A 15,897-nucleotide genomic window follows, 5' to 3' on the forward strand; every position below is an offset into this window, starting at 1 on the left:
CCAGAAAACCTGTGCTCCTTTTGTGATCACAGGGTTTGCCTGAGCAGGCGATGTGAGGCAACGGCCCGATCCGGCGGGCGCGTGAGTGCGCCTGTCCCTTGGCTACTGTGACCTGGGTTTGCGGTCATCGGTGTCGAGCCAGATTGTAACAGGACCGTCATTCACAAGTGAAACTTTCATGTCTGCGCCAAATTCGCCAGTGGCGACCGGGAGTTCGGTTTGGCGCATTTGATCACAAAAGTAACGATATAGCAGTTCTCCTTCTGTTGGGGGTGCGGCTTTGGAAAACCCAGGTCGGGTGCCGCTTTTTGTATCGGCGGCCAGTGTGAACTGACTGACCACCAGCGCGGCGCCCTTGATGTCAGCCACCGAGCGGTTCATTCTTCCGGCGTCGTCGCGGAAGATGCGCAGCCTGGAAATCTTGTGGACCAGTTGGGCGGCCTCGGCTTTGCTGTCGCCCTGCATGGCGCAGACAAAAATCAAAAGACCCGGCCCGATTTCGCCAATGACCTCGGATCCAACGCGGACACGGGCCTCACTCACACGTTGCACAAGCGCGCGCATTCTATGCCCTTCCCGCGCGGGTTCATTCCCCGCGCCAGTTGATGAGCTTGCCGTCCGATGGCCGCGCGCGGGTCCGCCCGCAGGGGCCGGATCCCGTATGCGGGATGTGCCTGGTTTTCAAAACCACAGCTCACAGCGCGCAGGATCTGTGCGATCATCGCGCGGGACACAGAGTAGGGTTCGAAACCGCAACAGCTGTGTCTTGTGCTCAACAGATGGTCAAACTCGCTCAAAGCGCTGTTGGACAAAATTCATCTCCCCAAGGATTGCGGCGAACATGCCGGGGGAGTCGCGAAAAGGCAAGCAGATGTCGCTATTTAGTTCTGACTGGCGATATATGCGATGATGGCCGCCGCGATCAGCCCCAACGTGACGGCAGCCGCTATTTTCCACGCCGAATAGGGCCGTTCTCCCTGGACGCGGCCGGATTGGCCATTGACGATAAAACGATAGCTTTTGCCGCGATATTTATAGGCCGCCATCCAGACCGGCAGCAGGATATGTTTGAAGGTGACCGCGCTGACGTCCGTATCAACCGAAGTGATCCGCTGGCGGTCGCCGCCGATGTCAAACCGGATGTCGCGTTCGATGACGCGGTCCATCTTGGCCCGGGCATCGGCAAACCCGGATTCGAGGTCGATCGTGTAGGCCTCGGCGCGAAAGCCAGCCAGGTACTTCGGCTGATAGGGCGACAGCTGCGACAGATCCCATGGCTCCAGCCCCTCGGTGTGACGGCGCGGCAGACTGTTGGAGGCGAGCACCAGAACGTCATCGAAAAAGCGCTGGACCCGGCCGCGGGTGTTGGACCAGCGGACCTTGATCTCGGTCCGTATCTGCGGCTTGCCATCGACCATGACCGTGCGGTTGACGGTGTATTCGGTCCCGCGCTGGCCGGTGTAGCGGCTTTGGGTCTGCGCATCGTAGGTCCAGAAGGGGATGTAGATCCCGTCCATTTTGCGACCGCGGCGGGCGTAGTCGCGCAGGCCATTGGGCGCGAACCACAAACGACCGAGCCAGTGTTCCATGGCATCATGCGCGGCGCGTTCGTCAAACTGGAACGGCAGCACGCCTTTCGGTTTGATATGCCGGTTCTCTCCGGTGTCCGCGACGACCGGGGTGGCGCAGAACGGGCATTCGAGGGCATGCACGGAGGGGTCGAATTCCACTTGGGCGGCGCAATTCGGACAGGAGGAGACGCGGGTGACCTCCATCTCCGCTTCGGGCAGCTGTGCGCGCAGGGCAGAGAGGAAATCCATCTCTTTCAGCGCGCTGCCGCCCCATGGGCTGTCCGACAGGGGCTGTTCATGACCGCAATGGTCACAGATCAGCGCGCCCTGCGCGGGGGAAAATCGGTAGTCGGCACCACATTGGTCGCAGGGAAACCGGTGATCCTCGCGGGTGGCTGGGGCCGAGCCGAAAGAGACTGTGTCAGCAGGCGGAACGGGCGGCATGTCGGAGGTCATGCAGGTCTCGCAGTGTTATGGACCGAAACGGATGGTATGGAATGGGGGCGCAATGACCCGGAGTGACAGAGAGCCCTTTGCCCCTACGGAGCCGGCGGCGGCGGGGGCGGAGGCAGGATGGTGAACAGTTGCGCCAGTTCGGTTACGTCGCCCGCGCGCATCCAGCCGTCCTGACCCGGGGTCCACACGTGGGTGTCGCGTTTCAACGCCCCGTCTTGCGCCATGCGCCCAAGGCGGGCCTTGGAGAAGGGGCCGCTGGTCTGGCCGTTTTCGGCGATGTGCCAGACATGTTCCAGAGGCGGTGGCGGTGGTGCCAACGGAGCCGCTTGCGGTGCCGTCTGCGACGCAGCGGGTGCGGGCCGTGCGCCCCAGGGACCGGTGGTCTGACCCGCTGCCGGAGAGGTTGCGCCTCCCTGCAGGGCGTGACCCATCTGCTGTGCCATTGCCATCCCCATTCCCATGCCAAGCCCGGCGCCCATGCCGCTGTTGGGGGCGTGTGCAGCCGCCTCCATGGCCTCGGCGGCCTTGAATTGGGTGTAGCGACCGAGATCCCCGATGATCCCCATCTGGGTGCGCCGGTCCATCGCCTCTTCTACCGCAGGCGGCAGCGAGATGTTCTCCACGTACAACTCTGGGATCGCCAGGCCGTATTCGGCAACCGTTGCGGCGATCTCGGCCGCAACCAGCTTGCCCAGATCGGCGGTATTGGCGGCCATGTCCAAAACCGGAATACCGGAGGCCGCAATCGCGCGGGAAAACTCCTGCACGATGATGTTGCGAATCTGATAGGAGATTTCATCCATGGTGAATTCGCCGTCGGTCCCGACAATCTCTGTCAGGAAACGGGCGGGATCGACCACCCGGACCGAATAGGAGCCAAAGGCGCGCAGACGCACGGGGCCGAATTCCGGGTCGCGGCACATGATCGGGTTCTTGGTGCCCCACTTGAGGTCATTGAACCGCGTGGTGGCGACAAAATAGATCTCGGATTTGAACGGCGACTGAAACCCGTGATCCCAATGCTGAAGCGTCGTCAGCACCGGCATGTTGTTGGTTTCCAGCAGATAGAGACCCGGGGTGAAGACGTCTGCCAACTGGCCCTCATGCACAAAAACCGCGCTCTGGCCCTCGCGCACAGTCAGCTTTGCACCGTATTTGATCGCATGGCCTTCGCGTTCGAACCGTGTGACCATCGTGTCGCGGGTATCATCGGTCCAATGAATGACGTCGATGAATTCCCCTTTGAGAAAATCGAAAATACCCAACGTGCCCTCCAGCGGCTGTTTCCTCAGATGTAGCAATCTGCGCGGCGTGAAACCAGAGCTTTGGGGGCGGGGCTTGCGAATTTGGCGAGAACAGACGGTTTTTCCCCGCCCGGTCTCTTCGCTGGCCTATCCGCAGGCGACGCACTCGGGGGGGCTGACTGCGCGCGTGGCCCGTGAACATCCGACCGGCAAACAGCCGGCGACATAGACGACGACATAAATATGAAGAGATACAAGGGAAATCGCGGCCAGCCGGCAGTTTAGTGGGTCAGCCGCCCCATGACGTCCTGGGCGATACGGCGCACCAAAGGCCGCGCCTCGGCGGCGCTCATGCCGACCCGCAGCCGCGGATCATAGAGGATCTCCAGCAGCTTCTCGTCGTGGCTGGTCAGCAAGGCAAATTCGTCGTCGTCGTTAAAAATGGAGGGGCGGGCGCGGGGGCTGTCGTTGCGCAGCCCCAAGCCTTGCGCGATTTCCTCGTGGATGCAGCTGTCGCGCATCAGATCGGGCTGTTCGGCCCGGATCAGCGCCACGCCCTTGCTGTAGTTCAGAGGATCGCGTTGCGGCCCGCCTGCCGACACCAGACAATAGAATTTGCGCGGCGGCGCGGTGAACAGCCCCAAATCAGACGCGCTGAGGTTCGGCAGCAGCTGCCGGACACGGGCCTCGACAAAATCCGCATCATCAACCCCCGCAAAGATCACCGTGAAATTGCCGCTGCTGCCGACCGAGATCGGATGGCCGGTAATCCGCGACAGGCGGGCCGCATAGCTCTCAAGCGTTGCCCGGTCCCGCTGCGCCTGGGAGGTGGGGACCGAGGGGCCGAAAACAGGGACCAGCCGCACCGGCTGCTGCCAGCGCCCAAGCCCGCCGGCCCCGCCATCCAGCGCAACGGCATATTCGTCGTAAAATGCCAGGGTTTCGAACCTCTCGGCGAGATCCTCAGCATCGTAGGGCGTTTCCGGCCCGCCCCCATCCGTGCGCAGCAATCCGCGGGTCAGCAGATCCTGTTCCAGATCGGCGTAGTATTTGGTCAGGGTCTGCGCCTCAACCGACGGGGTGTAGATCGGCTGGATCGGGCGCGGCGCCGGGCGCGGCGTCTCTTTCGGACCGGGGGCCATGGCAAGGCATCCGCTGAGCGCAACTGACATCCCCAGCATCAGCAGCGCACCCAAGGGGCGCGCCATGTGCTTTTGTGAGAGGCCAACACCCGCGGCGGGGCGGTTGCTCATGGCGGGACCGGTGCTCAAACCAGCTCAGTTCAGGCCGGGACCGAGGTCGCGGCGGTATCGCCGACCCCATCCTTGCGCGCCTTGGCCGACGCCAGCGTGTCGCGCAGTTCGGCCTCCATCTTCTTCAGATCGGCCTCGGCCTCGCGGCGCTTGCGCTTGCCTTCGTCGGCGATCTGCAGCGATTCCTCGATGGTGCCGATCAGGTCCGCATTCGCCTGTTTCACGGCCTCGATGTCAAAGACACCCCGCTCCATTTCCTGCCGGATGACCTTGTTGCTTTCCCGCAGATTGGCCGCATTGGAGGTCAGCAGTTCGTTGGTCAGGTTGTTGGCGTCCCGGACCGCATGGGCCGCCTCGGCAGAGCGCTGGATGGTGACGGCCTGCGCCAGCTGCGTTTCCCAGAGCGGCACGGTGTTGACCAGGGTCGAGTTGATCTTGGTGACCAGCGATTTGTCGTTTTCCTGCACCAGACGGATCGACGGCAGCGATTGCATGGTGACCTGGCGGGTGAGCTTGAGGTCGTGCACCCGGCGTTCCAGATCATCGCGCGCGGCGCGCAGATCGCGCAGATCCTGCGCCTTGATCACCTTGTCCGCCTCCGGTGCGGCCTCGACGGCAGCCTCCATGGCGGGGATGTCATTGGCATCAAGCTCTGCCAGCTTGGCCTCGCCGGCCGCGATATAAAGCGCCAGCTCGTCGTAGAAATCCAATGTCTTCTCATAGAGAAGATCGAGCGATTTGATATCCTTGAGCAGCGTGTGCTCGTGCGACAGCAGGCTGTCGGTGATCTTGTCGATCTGGCCCTGAACGCTTTCGAACTTGGCGGTGAACTTGGCGAAAGGCGCGGCGCGGCCCAGCAGGCGCTCCCAGAATGTCGGCTTGCGGCGCACGTCCAGCTCAGAGACCGAGAAACCGCGGATCGTTGACACGATATCGCGCAGCGAGTCGCCTGCGGGGCCGACGTCCTTGTTGCGCACATCCGTCAGCATCGCCTGGCTGATCTGCTGCAGTTCCGCCTGCGCAGCCGAGCCGAACGAAATGATGGAATTGGTATCGCCCATGTCGATCTCGCCAATGCGGCTTCTGATCGCGGTGGATGTGGCGGGATCTGCGGCCTCCAGCGTGGCCAGCTCGCCTTTGGGTTCGGGCAGGGCGACATCGGTCACCTGCTTCACCAGTGCTTCGGCTTCGGCGGCTTTCTTTTGAATGGTCTCGGACATGGGCCAGGCCTTTCCTGTCGGGTTTAAGAGGGGCGGTCCAGCTGGACGCCTTCGCGCTCCAGACGAGCGCGCAAAACATCGATTTCGATGGTGAGGTCGCCGCGATCTTCAAGCAGGAGCTTTTGATTGCGGGCGGCAAAATTCTGTTCCAGGTCGTCGAGCAGCGCCAGATAGTCGGCGCGCGCCTGGTCGTCGCCGCTGCGGGCGTGAATATCGGCAAATTTGATCGTCGCGTCCCGCGCACCCATCAGGTAGACAGTCAGATACTTGCGCGCGGCGGTCAGGTCGCGGGGGTCTTCCTCGACCGTGCGGCAGAGATCGCGGGCCACCGCCTGAAACTGCTCCACCCGCAATTCGACCTGTCGGTCCTTGGCGCGCAAGACGGCGTCTTTCATTGCGGCCATCAAGGTCTCGGCCTCGTCCACGACCCGCGCGACGCGGGCGCTCTGGAAGGCATCGATCCCTTCAACGCCCTTGTCGGACAGCGGATCGAGGCCAAAGGCGGCCAGATGAAGCCCGCAACAGGCAATCCCATAAAACGCGGCCGTCAGGACCCCGGGCTCACTCGCCCATGCCCCGATGCCACCACCAAGCCCGCACAGCAAGGCGGCAAGGATCTTGCGCGGCAGGGCGGGCCTGCGGGCAACCTTGCGGGCCTCATAGGCCGATTGGGCTTTCAGCCCCTCGCGCAGCAGGAGGGCCGCGCTTGCCCACAACCCGGCCGCCACCAGCCCGGTGATCAGGCCGACGGCACCAGCGCCCAGCGAGGTCAGCAGCAAAATCGCAGGCGGCACGAACATCAAATTCGCGCGCAACCCAACCGGGCTGACCCGCGCCGCGACGGCCAACCTTGAGGGCGACGTCATCGGCCGGGAGCTGGAACTGCTGTCAGAGAGACTGACGTCAGATAGACCGTCGTCAGAGGAGCGGTTTTTGCGGGTGTTCTTGCGGGTGTTCTGAGGGCTGTGCTGCCCGCCATAGCGTTGCGCCATTTCGTCAGACCCCGACGATCCAGCCGGTCCCGATGCCCAGCATCAGGATCACCAACGCGACGTAGGCGATTGTTTGCAACGCGATAGCCCCCGGAGATAACTCACTGAGGCAAGGCTAGGGGATTTCCGACCGTCCTTCTAGGGGGAAGTCGGCGTAACGCGGCTCACCTTTGCGGTTTTTTGCCAAAACGGGGGCCTTTGGGGCCGGTTTTTCCGTCGCGCCGCTGTCCGCCGGGGCGTCCGGGTGCGGCGGGTGCAGACGGGGCGCGCGTGCTCTTGCCGGTGCTCTTGCCGGTGCTCTTTCCTGCCTGCGGTCCTGCGGCCTGACCTGTGCGCTGTCCCGTGGTTTGTCCCGACCGCTTGCCAGTCTTGCCAGCCGGAGCGCGATGCTCGCCCGGGCCGGATGTGTGGCGGGTCTGGCGATTGGAGCGTTGCGGTTTCTTCCGCGCTTCGCCGTCACCTTCGGGCGCGGCGAGGCCAAGCTGGTCGCGCACCACCCTGGATTTCAGCTCTTCGACATCGCCTTCCTTGAGCGTGCCCAGCTGGAACGGGCCGTAGGAAATCCGCAGCAGCCGGTTCACCGAATAGCCGATGTCTTCGATCGCGCGCCGGATTTCGCGGTTCTTCCCCTCGCGCAGGCCGATGGTCAGCCAGGCATTGGCGCCCTGCTGGCGGTCCAGTGTCACGGTCATCGGCTGAAAGCGCTCGCCATCGATCACCAGACCTTTGCGCAGCGGTTCAAAGTCGGTTTCCTGAGGTCGGCCATTGATCCGCACCCGGTAGCGGCGAAGCCAGCCGGTCGAGGGCAGCTCCAGCTGGCGCTTGATGCCGCCGTCGTTGGTCAGCAGCAGCAAGCCTTCGGAGTTGATGTCCAGACGACCAACCGTCATCACCCGGGGCAGATCCTCGGGGAGCGCGTCGAAAATCGTCTTGCGGCCCTTTTCGTCGGAATTGGTCGTCACCAGGCCCAGGGGTTTGTGGTAGAGCCAGAGGCGCGGGGCTTCGGCTGCGGGCAGGGGTTTGCCATCGATACTGATGCGGTCCGCTTCGGTCACATTCAAGGCCGGGCTTTCGATGGTCTTGCCGTTCACCACCACGCGCCCGTCCGCGATCATCCGCTCGGCTTCGCGGCGGGAGGCAACGCCCGCGCGTGACAGAACCTTGGCGATACGATCCCCGTCGGGGGCACCATCAGAAGAGGGCCGCGCGTCATCGGTCTTGTTTGCCTGCGGGCCTGTGCTCGCGCGCGGCCGGGCCGGCGGTTTCGTCTTTGGACGGGGGCCGCTGGCGGCGGTACGCTTGATCGAGGCGGGAGGGGTTTTCTTGCTCATGGCGCTGCCATAGCCTATTCCCGGAGATTGCGAAAGCGTGCATTGTATCAGCCCTGCGGATCTGCGCAGGGGGCGGCGGCGTTGTCGTGGGGATGGAAATGGGGATGTAAATACGGTGTTCAGATCCTTCATGGCCGAGGCCCTTGAGGAGGCGCAAGCGGCGGCGCTCCGGGGGGAGGTGCCGGTCGGGGCCGTTCTGGTCGATCCGACCGGCCGGATCGTCGCGCGCGCGGGAAACCGTACCAGAGAGCGGTCGGACCCTACCGCGCATGCGGAGATGCTGGTCATTCGCGAGGCCTGCGCGGCGCGCCAGAACGAGCGCTTGCCCGGGCATGATCTCTACGTGACGCTGGAACCCTGCGCCATGTGCGCCGCCGCAATTGCCGCGGCCCGCATTGCTCGGGTGTATTACGGCGCGTCCGATGTGAAATCCGGTGGTGTCGCCCATGGGGCCTGCGTGTTCGACCATCCCCAGTCGCATCACGCGCCGGAGGTCTATGACGGGTTTTCCGCCGCTGAGGCCGAGGCAATGCTGAGGGCGTTCTTCGCGTCCCGCCGATGACAGAGGTGGCGCCCCCGGATGTGACCCCAGATGTGGCGCCGGAACTGCCGCCGGATCTCCTGCACCGGTTCGGGCTGTCGGCGCCTGTCTTGCGGGCGAAGACCCCCCAGGCGGAAATCTGGCAGGTGGAGCGCATCGCCGGTGGCCGTGCGGCGCTGAAGCAGTACCCCGGCGGCGACATGGGCAATGAGGCGGCGGGCGTCGCCTATTTGCAGCACTGCGACGGGCCCCCTGCGGTGACGATCCTGGCCGCGTCCACGGATGCGGTGGTCATGGACTGGCTTGAGGGGCCGTCGCTCGGCGATCTGGCGCGCGGCGGCGACTGCGCGACCGGGGATCTGGCGCTGGCCGAGGTTGCCCGCCTGCTGTTGTCCCGAAAGGTGCCGGGGGCGGGCCTCCTGCCGCTGCAGCAGCTGTTTGCGCCGCTTCCGGACTGTCGGTTCCAATCGCCCGAAGGGATCGCCGCGCAGGCCGTGGCACGCGACTGCATCAGGGATCTTGAGGTCGGGCGCTGGCCTGTTGTCGGCCTGCATGGCGACCTGCACCACGACAATGTCATTCGGACGGAGGCGGGCATGCGCGCCTTTGATGCCAAAGGGATCGCCGGGCCCGCAGCATATGAGCTGGCAAATGCCTTTCGCCATCCGCGCGGTTGCGCCGCTCATACGGTCGACCCCGAGGTGATTTCCACCCGCGCGCGGGCGTGGTCTGCGGCGCTCGGCTGCCGCCCGGATGAGCTGCTGCGATGGGCAATTTCAAAGGCGGCCCTGTCGATGGCCTGGTCGGTGGCCTGGGCGGGGCGCGAGAGGAGACAGGACCTGGACCTGATAGCGGCATTGTTGCGGGCCGAGGGATCCGCGTGGTTTTGACACGACGCCTCCTCCCGGGTGACACAGGGGAGGGCGGTTTCGCCCTTTCGGGTCTCGTCCAATGTTGCCGGTTTTGCGGCACTGGATCCGGGAAAGAGGGGGGGTCGGTGGCCCGGCACCCCCGCCTGGCCCGGGAAAGCGGCAAATGATGAGATGAAAGGAGGACTGCAGGATGAGACAGACTACACCTTCAGGCCGTGCCCACCCGAGGGGCCGGATCAGGGGTTTTCAGACTGGACATCGGTCATGAATGCGACGGTGAAAGGCCGCGATGGCAAAACCCGCTGCGCGTGGTCCGGGTCTGCGCCTGAGTTCGATGCCTATCATGACGCTGAATGGGGCTTTCCCGTCGGCGACGACCGGCGTCTGTTTGAGAAGATCTGTCTGGAGAGTTTTCAGTCGGGCCTGAGCTGGCGCACCATCCTTGCAAAGCGGGAGAATTTTCGCCGCGCCTTTGACAATTTCGACTATCATCTGGTGGCGGGCTATGGCGCAGAACAGGTGACGGCCCTGTTACAGGACGCGGGCATCATTCGTCATCGCGGCAAGATCGAAGCGACGTTGAACAATGCCGCCCGTGCGGTGGAAATGGAACGCGCTGAGGGGAGTCTGGCCGCATTTTTCTGGCGCTATGAGGTATTGGAGCCGCCCGAACCCCAGACGGTTTCCACTTGTGCGGAATCTGTTGCCCTGTCCAAAGAGCTGAAAAAACGAGGATGGAAGTTCGTGGGCCCGACCACCTGTTTTGCCTTCATGCAGGCGATGGGGCTGGTGAATGATCACGCGACAGGCTGCTATTGTCGCCCTCTTGCGGAGGAGGCGCGCAGGTCTTTTACGGTGCCAGATCAGAGCAAGCCATGAGCCGGATCGGAAGGGATCTGTCCTGAAGTGTTTCGCTTTGGGCTTTGCCCAAAGCGACCGGCGTCGCGCGCCCGAAGGGCGCGCGACGCCGCCCCCAACGGGAGGCGCGGCTTTTACAAAAGCTGTGCCGACGGGCGGGAGAACAACCGACGGTTTCTCTGCTGGAAAACCTGCCGGAAAACCAGGGATGGCGCAGGGGCTCGGGGACTTCGGTATTTAAGTTGTTCAGCCGATTTGGAGGCGGGAGCGCCTGCGGCGGCCGCCTGCTGAATGCCTGCCGTCCACCTGCCCACCTCCTGACAGCGCTCAATGCCCTTCACCACTCATTTCACCACGATTTCGCGGGGAACATCGGCCAGGGCCTCGCCGCCGTTTGGCGTGACGACGAATGTCTCGGTGATCGCCATGCCCCAATCCGGTGTCCAGAGGCCTGGCATCAGGTGAAACGTCATGTTCTCTTCCAGCCGGGTTGTATCGCCGGGACGCAGGGACATTGTGCGCTCGCCCCAGTCGGGCGGATAGCTGAGACCCACCGGATACCCCGTGCGGTTGCCCTTGATATACCCGGCCCGACCGAAGCTCTCGTAGACGCAGGCGGCGACATCTTCACAGGTGACGCCCGGTTTGGCGACGGCAAAGGTGTCCTCGATCGCCTGCAGGATCGCCGCCTCGCCGCGCCGGATGTCCTCGGGCGGGCTGCCCAGAAACAAAGTGCGGCTGATCGGGCAATGATAGCGCCGCACGCAGCCCGAGATTTCGAAATAAGTGGCTTCGCCCTGCGCCAGCGGCCGGTCGTTCCAGGTGATATGCGAGGCCGAAGCCTCAATCCCCGATGGCGCGATTGGTGCGATCGCCGGGTAGTCGCCGGGCAGATCCGGCAGGCCTTCGATGCCTGCGGCCTGCACGCGCGCGACCAGCGCGTTCTTGGCGATCCCTTCGTTGAATTCGGCGCGCAGCACCCCGTGCATATGGGCCGACAACCGACCGGCACTGCGCATCAGCTGCAGCTCCTGTTCGCTCTTTACGGCGCGCTGCCAGTTGACGAGGCCGGTCGCGTCAGCAAGAGCGTCCCGGCCAAAGGCGGCCTCGAGGATCTGATAGCTTCGGGCCGAGAAATAATAGTTGTCCATCTCGACCCCGATCGCCTCGGTCCAGCCGTGTTCGCGCAACAGCGCCACGAGCGAGTCAAACGGGTGATGGTCGGGATGCTGGACGTGCTCCTCCGGCCAGTCGAACAGTTGATCTGCCTCCAGCCAGGTGGTGAGTGCGGCCCCCGGCTTGTCCTGTGTGCGTCCCCACCACATTGGCATGCCGTCGCGGTGCAGGATCACGGCCTGCGGCACGTAAAAGCTCCAGCCGTCGTAGCCGGTGAGCCAGGCCATGTTCGAGGGATCGCAGATCACCAGCGTCTCGAGGCCTTTCTGCGCCATGGCGCTGCGGGTCTTTTCCAGTCTGCGGGCGTATTCGGTTGTGGTGAAGTCATTGGCGGGCATCAGAGTTCAATTTCTTTCATAACCTGTGGCTCGATGACGTTGACGCCGGGGAGGCCGTCAATCAAGTCCTGTGCCGACTGTTCCAGCAGCGGAAACGTCCGATAGTGACAGGGGATGAGTGTTTTGAAGGCAAAATACCGCTTGGCGGCATAGGCTGCGGCTTTCATGTCCATGGTGAAATGCCCGCCCGCGGAGAGGATGCCGATATCGGGTTTGTAGTAGTCTCCCATCCAATCCATGTCCGCCATGATGTCGGTGTCGCCCGAGAGATAGATCACACGGCCTTCGGTGGCGATCATATATCCGACCTCGCTGCCCGCTGTGCGCAGACCGTCGCGGGTGGAGAATGTGTTTGAATGCGAGGCGGACACCATGGAGATCCGGGCGTCCTCTAAGGCTATTGTGCCGCCTTTGTTGAAGCCGATGGTCTCTACCCCTTCGGTCTCGGCCCAGTATCCCATCAGATCGTACTGCCCAATGATCGGGATCGACAGGTGTTTGGCGAGGGCAAGGACATCGACCACGTGGTCGAAATGGGCATGGGTCAGCAGGATATGTGTCGCCCCTGCAGTGGCCGCCGCGTGCTGGCTCTCGTTCAGCATCGGGTTGCCGGTCAGCCAGGGATCAATCAGCAGGACGCTGGACCCAGTTTCAAGGCGAAACCCGCTGTGTCCCAACCAAATCAGCTTCATTGCTTCCGTCTCCTTGCAGTCGCGGTGAAATGTGAAAATAGCATTTGCCGCAGCGTATCAGCGGTGCGGAAAAATGCTATTGCGTCGTTGCAGGCAGGGCGAGGGTTTTCCCTTGGGGGCTGCGGTGCCGCATATCATATTGGCAGTATAGCCAGTTGGCATTGGGCTTTGCATGGGACGCAGGGCTGCTGAAAGGGGGCGCAGCCGATGGGCTGTCGTCTGCTGAAGTTCGAACGCGCGGGGTCGAAGGCCGCCGAAGGGCAGGGGCTCCCGCCCGCCTTTGTGCCCCTTGCGGGACCCATCATGCGGTTGGGCCCGGCGCGCCTTGCCTGCACAGCAGGCAAGGCGCGCCGGTCGCTTCGGGCGAAGCCCGAAGCGAAACACCTCTGTGCCATGCGCCGTGCCCGAACAGCTATCTGAATCTGAGTCCGTGTCCGTGTTGAAATCCACGCTTCCGAATGCACAACTCTGCAGAAATCCCATGGCAGACTTGCGGCGGGAGAGCGTGGACGGTACATGCCAATGCAACACGAGATGAGGGTTTCCATGTCGATTGACCAAAGCACCGCCGCGAAAGTGGCGAAACTGGCCCGGATCAAGGTCGAAGAGGACGCTCTGCCCGCGCTGGCAGAGGAATTCAACACCATCCTGGGCTTTATCGAGCAACTGAACGAAGTGGATGTTGATGGCGTCGAGCCGATGACCTCGGTCACGCCACAGCGTCTGGCGCGCCGGGCCGATGTGGTCACCGACGGCAACCAGCAAGAGAAGGTGCTGACCAATGCGCCCGACGCCCGCGAGGGGTTCTTTGCCGTGCCAAAGGTTGTGGAGTAAGACATGTCCGATCTGAACAAACTCGGCCTCGCCGATGCCCGTGACCTGCTGCGCAAGGGCGAAACCACCTCGGTCGAGCTGACCGAAAGCTGCCTGTCCGCCATAGATGCCGCCGGAGCGCTCAATGCCTTTGTGCACCGGACACCCGAACTCGCGCTGGAGCGGGCCCGCGCCGCAGACACGCGCCTCGCCGCCGGCGACGCGCCTGCAATGTGTGGCCTGCCGATCGGTATCAAGGACCTGTTCTGTACCAAGGGCGTCGACAGTCAGGCAGCCTCCAACATCCTCAAGGGCTTCAAGCCGGAATATGAAAGCACCGTCTCGCAGCAATTGCAGGATGCCGGTGCGGTGATGCTCGGCAAGCTGAACATGGATGAATTCGCCATGGGCTCCTCGAACGAGAGCTCGGCCTATGGCGATGCGATCAGCCCCTGGCGCCGCAGCGACGATGACACGCCGCTGACGCCGGGTGGCTCTTCCGGTGGCTCCGCCGCGGCCGTGGCCGCCGATCTTTGCCTCGCGGCCACCGGCACAGACACCGGCGGCTCCATCCGTCAGCCTGCGGCCTTTACCGGCACTGTCGGGATCAAGCCGACCTACGGGCGCTGCTCGCGCTGGGGCATCGTGGCCTTCGCCTCCTCGCTCGATCAGGCCGGACCGATGACGAAATCCGTCCGGGATGCGGCGATCATGCTGGAGGCCATGTGCGGCTATGACGCCAAGGATTCCACCTCAGCCAATCTCGCGGTGCCGAACTTCGAAGCGATGCTGACCGGCGACATCAAGGGCAAGAAAATCGGTATTCCGCGCGAATACAGCATCGACGGGATGCCTGCGGAGATCTCCAAGCTGTGGCGCGACGGCACCGAGATGCTGAAATCCGCCGGCGCGGACATCGTCGATATTTCCTTGCCGCACACCAAATACGCCTTGCCCGCCTACTATGTGATCGCCCCTGCGGAAGCCTCGTCGAACCTCGCCCGCTATGACGGGGTGCGCTTTGGCCATCGCGCCAGCCTCGATGCGGGCGATGGGATCACCGAAATGTACGAAAAGACCCGGGCCGAAGGATTTGGCGCCGAAGTGCAGCGCCGGGTGATGGTCGGTACATATGTGCTGTCTGCCGGGTTCTATGACGCCTACTACAACCGGGCCCGCAAGGTGCGCACGCTGATCAAGAAGGATTTCGAGGATGTGTTTGCCGCAGGGATCGACGCGATCCTGACGCCAACCACCCCCTCGGCGGCCTTCGGACTTGGCGAAATGAACGACGCGGATCCGGTGCAGATGTACCTGAACGATGTCTTCACCATCACCGTGAACCTCGCCGGTCTGCCGGGGATTTCGGTGCCGACAGGCCTCGATGCAAAGGGCCTGCCGCTGGGCTTGCAGTTGATTGGCAAACCCTGGGATGAGGGCGATCTGCTCAATACCGCCTATGCACTGGAGCAATCCGCAGGCTTTGTGGCCAAACCGGCGCGCTGGTGGTAAAACGGGGCAGAACGTCAATTCTCTGAACTGGCCCCCGTCGGCCCCCGTCGACGGGGGGCGGCGTCTGATCGTGAGAAGGACAGCGCGGTTCACGGCACGGTGTCCGGGGCGGCCTGCAGCGCGGTTCAGAGAATGAAACGGTGAACGCCAAGACAGGTAGAAACCGGCGAAAACGGGCAGCGACAGGCAACGACGGGCAGAGACAGGTGCATACAATGGCAACGAACGCGCAATATCTTCGGCAGAACCTGAAATATCTGATAGCGGCGGCGGCGCTGACGCTGGCGGCCTGCGCCCCGCAAGTGCCCGACAGCGCGGCCGGGGTTGGCGATGACACCAGCCCGTTCAATGCCCCGCCGGAAATCGAGCCCGGGCGCACGCTGAACGGGGACCCTCTGGTGCCGCCGGTGCGCCTGTCTGATGAAAGCGGCGCGCAGAATGCCAATTGGCAGGATCCGCGCCCCTCTGCGGGGACGCCCTCTGCAGGGGCTGGCAGCGATGACATTGCCCGGGAGGCGGCCGCAGCCCTTGCCGCCGCAGGGCAGAACTCTGGCCAGCGCCCGGTCGAGGCCAACCCCTCAAACCCTGCGCCGGTTCTGGCGGGGAACGCCGGTATCTCGGACGAGAATGATTTTGCGGCAGTCTCCTCCCGCCAGAGCATTGAGAGTGACGCGGAACGCCTGCAGCGTCAGCGGGCCCAGTATCAGGTGGTCAACCCGACCGCAGTGCCGGACCGGCCTCAGGACCTGTCGCCCAATGTCGTCCGGTTCGCGCTGTCGACCTCGAATCCGCGAGGGCAGCGGATCTACAGCCGGACGGGCCTGAACCTGCAGGCCCGCTCGCAGCGCAACTGCGCCGAATTTGCCTCGCCCGATCTGGCTCAGATCGCCTTTCTGGAAATGGGCGGCCCGACCCGGGACCGCAAGGCGCTGGACCCGGACGGGGACGGCTATGCCTGCGGCTGGAACCCGGCCCCCTACCGGGCGGCGGTGCGGGCGCAAAGCCAGTAGCCCACTCGCAGACAGGCA

General features: G+C 63.7%; 15 protein-coding genes. 6 read left to right on the top strand and 9 right to left on the bottom strand.

The features are described 5' to 3' along the window. Window positions 1-102: 102 nt before the first annotated feature. From dtd to FGE21_RS01330, 7 genes are all read right to left on the bottom strand, one after another. Window positions 103-564, bottom strand: a complete 462-nt coding sequence (dtd, locus tag FGE21_RS01300; RefSeq protein ID WP_139660985.1) for a D-aminoacyl-tRNA deacylase — start codon at window positions 562-564, stop codon at window positions 103-105. Window positions 565-881: 317 nt separating this feature from the next. Further along, a complete protein-coding gene (locus tag FGE21_RS01305; RefSeq protein WP_139660986.1) occupies window positions 882-2,015 on the bottom strand; it encodes a TFIIB-type zinc finger domain-containing protein in 1,134 nt (377 codons plus the stop codon). Between the two features lie 95 nt (window positions 2,016-2,110). Further along, window positions 2,111-3,292, bottom strand: coding sequence for an SPFH domain-containing protein (locus FGE21_RS01310; protein ID WP_139660988.1), 1,182 nt, complete (start codon window positions 3,290-3,292; stop codon window positions 2,111-2,113). Between the two features lie 260 nt (window positions 3,293-3,552). Beyond that, on the bottom strand, window positions 3,553-4,524 hold the full coding sequence (locus tag FGE21_RS01315) for a DUF2927 domain-containing protein (protein WP_255731212.1): 972 nt from the start codon (window positions 4,522-4,524) through the stop codon (window positions 3,553-3,555). 29 nt (window positions 4,525-4,553) lie between these two features. Then, on the bottom strand, window positions 4,554-5,744 hold the full coding sequence (locus tag FGE21_RS01320) for a toxic anion resistance protein (RefSeq protein WP_139660989.1): 1,191 nt from the start codon (window positions 5,742-5,744) through the stop codon (window positions 4,554-4,556). Between the two features lie 23 nt (window positions 5,745-5,767). Further along, on the bottom strand, window positions 5,768-6,736 hold the full coding sequence (locus FGE21_RS01325; RefSeq protein ID WP_139660991.1) for a 5-bromo-4-chloroindolyl phosphate hydrolysis family protein: 969 nt from the start codon (window positions 6,734-6,736) through the stop codon (window positions 5,768-5,770). A 164-nt stretch (window positions 6,737-6,900) separates the two neighbouring features. Next, the gene (locus FGE21_RS01330; RefSeq protein ID WP_139660993.1) at window positions 6,901-8,067 is read right to left on the bottom strand and encodes a pseudouridine synthase; all 1,167 of its coding nucleotides are present in this window, start codon (window positions 8,065-8,067) and stop codon (window positions 6,901-6,903) included. Window positions 8,068-8,197: 130 nt separating this feature from the next. Here FGE21_RS01330 and FGE21_RS01335 point away from each other — a divergent pair, with 130 nt between their 5' ends. The 3 genes from FGE21_RS01335 (at window position 8,198) to FGE21_RS01345 (ending at window position 10,359) form a co-directional block, all read left to right on the top strand. Further along, window positions 8,198-8,629, top strand: coding sequence for a nucleoside deaminase (locus FGE21_RS01335; protein ID WP_139661057.1), 432 nt, complete (start codon window positions 8,198-8,200; stop codon window positions 8,627-8,629). A gap of 20 nt (window positions 8,630-8,649) precedes the next feature. Beyond that, entirely contained in the window at window positions 8,650-9,498 is an 849-nt protein-coding gene (locus FGE21_RS01340; RefSeq protein WP_255731213.1) for an aminoglycoside phosphotransferase family protein, read from the top strand. 246 nt (window positions 9,499-9,744) lie between these two features. Further along, on the top strand, window positions 9,745-10,359 hold the full coding sequence (locus FGE21_RS01345; RefSeq protein WP_139661059.1) for a DNA-3-methyladenine glycosylase I: 615 nt from the start codon (window positions 9,745-9,747) through the stop codon (window positions 10,357-10,359). Window positions 10,360-10,682: 323 nt separating this feature from the next. On the opposite strand, the gene FGE21_RS01350 is transcribed toward FGE21_RS01345, so the two are convergent. Both FGE21_RS01350 and FGE21_RS01355 read right to left on the bottom strand, forming a co-directional pair. After that, window positions 10,683-11,852: a M24 family metallopeptidase gene (locus FGE21_RS01350; RefSeq protein ID WP_139660996.1), complete on the bottom strand. Its 1,170-nt coding sequence runs from the start codon at window positions 11,850-11,852 to the stop codon at window positions 10,683-10,685. Then, entirely contained in the window at window positions 11,852-12,544 is a 693-nt protein-coding gene (locus FGE21_RS01355; protein ID WP_139660998.1) for a metal-dependent hydrolase, read from the bottom strand. Before FGE21_RS01355 ends, FGE21_RS01350 begins: the two co-directional genes overlap by 1 nt. A 546-nt stretch (window positions 12,545-13,090) precedes the next feature. On the opposite strand from FGE21_RS01355, the gene gatC reads away from it, so the two are divergent. From gatC to FGE21_RS01370, 3 genes are all read left to right on the top strand, one after another. Continuing rightward, the gene (gene gatC / locus FGE21_RS01360) at window positions 13,091-13,378 is read left to right on the top strand and encodes an Asp-tRNA(Asn)/Glu-tRNA(Gln) amidotransferase subunit GatC (protein ID WP_139660999.1); all 288 of its coding nucleotides are present in this window, start codon (window positions 13,091-13,093) and stop codon (window positions 13,376-13,378) included. A gap of 3 nt (window positions 13,379-13,381) precedes the next feature. Further along, window positions 13,382-14,869 carry an Asp-tRNA(Asn)/Glu-tRNA(Gln) amidotransferase subunit GatA gene (gene gatA / locus FGE21_RS01365; protein WP_139661001.1) on the top strand — a complete coding sequence of 496 codons (1,488 nt, stop codon included), beginning with the start codon at window positions 13,382-13,384 and terminating at the stop codon, window positions 14,867-14,869. Between the two features lie 215 nt (window positions 14,870-15,084). Then, entirely contained in the window at window positions 15,085-15,879 is a 795-nt protein-coding gene (locus FGE21_RS01370; protein WP_139661002.1) for a hypothetical protein, read from the top strand. Window positions 15,880-15,897: the final 18 nt, after the last annotated feature.

The sequence above is a fragment of the Phaeobacter sp. B1627 genome (genome assembly GCF_006265095.1).
Taxonomy (GTDB): domain Bacteria; phylum Pseudomonadota; class Alphaproteobacteria; order Rhodobacterales; family Rhodobacteraceae; genus Epibacterium.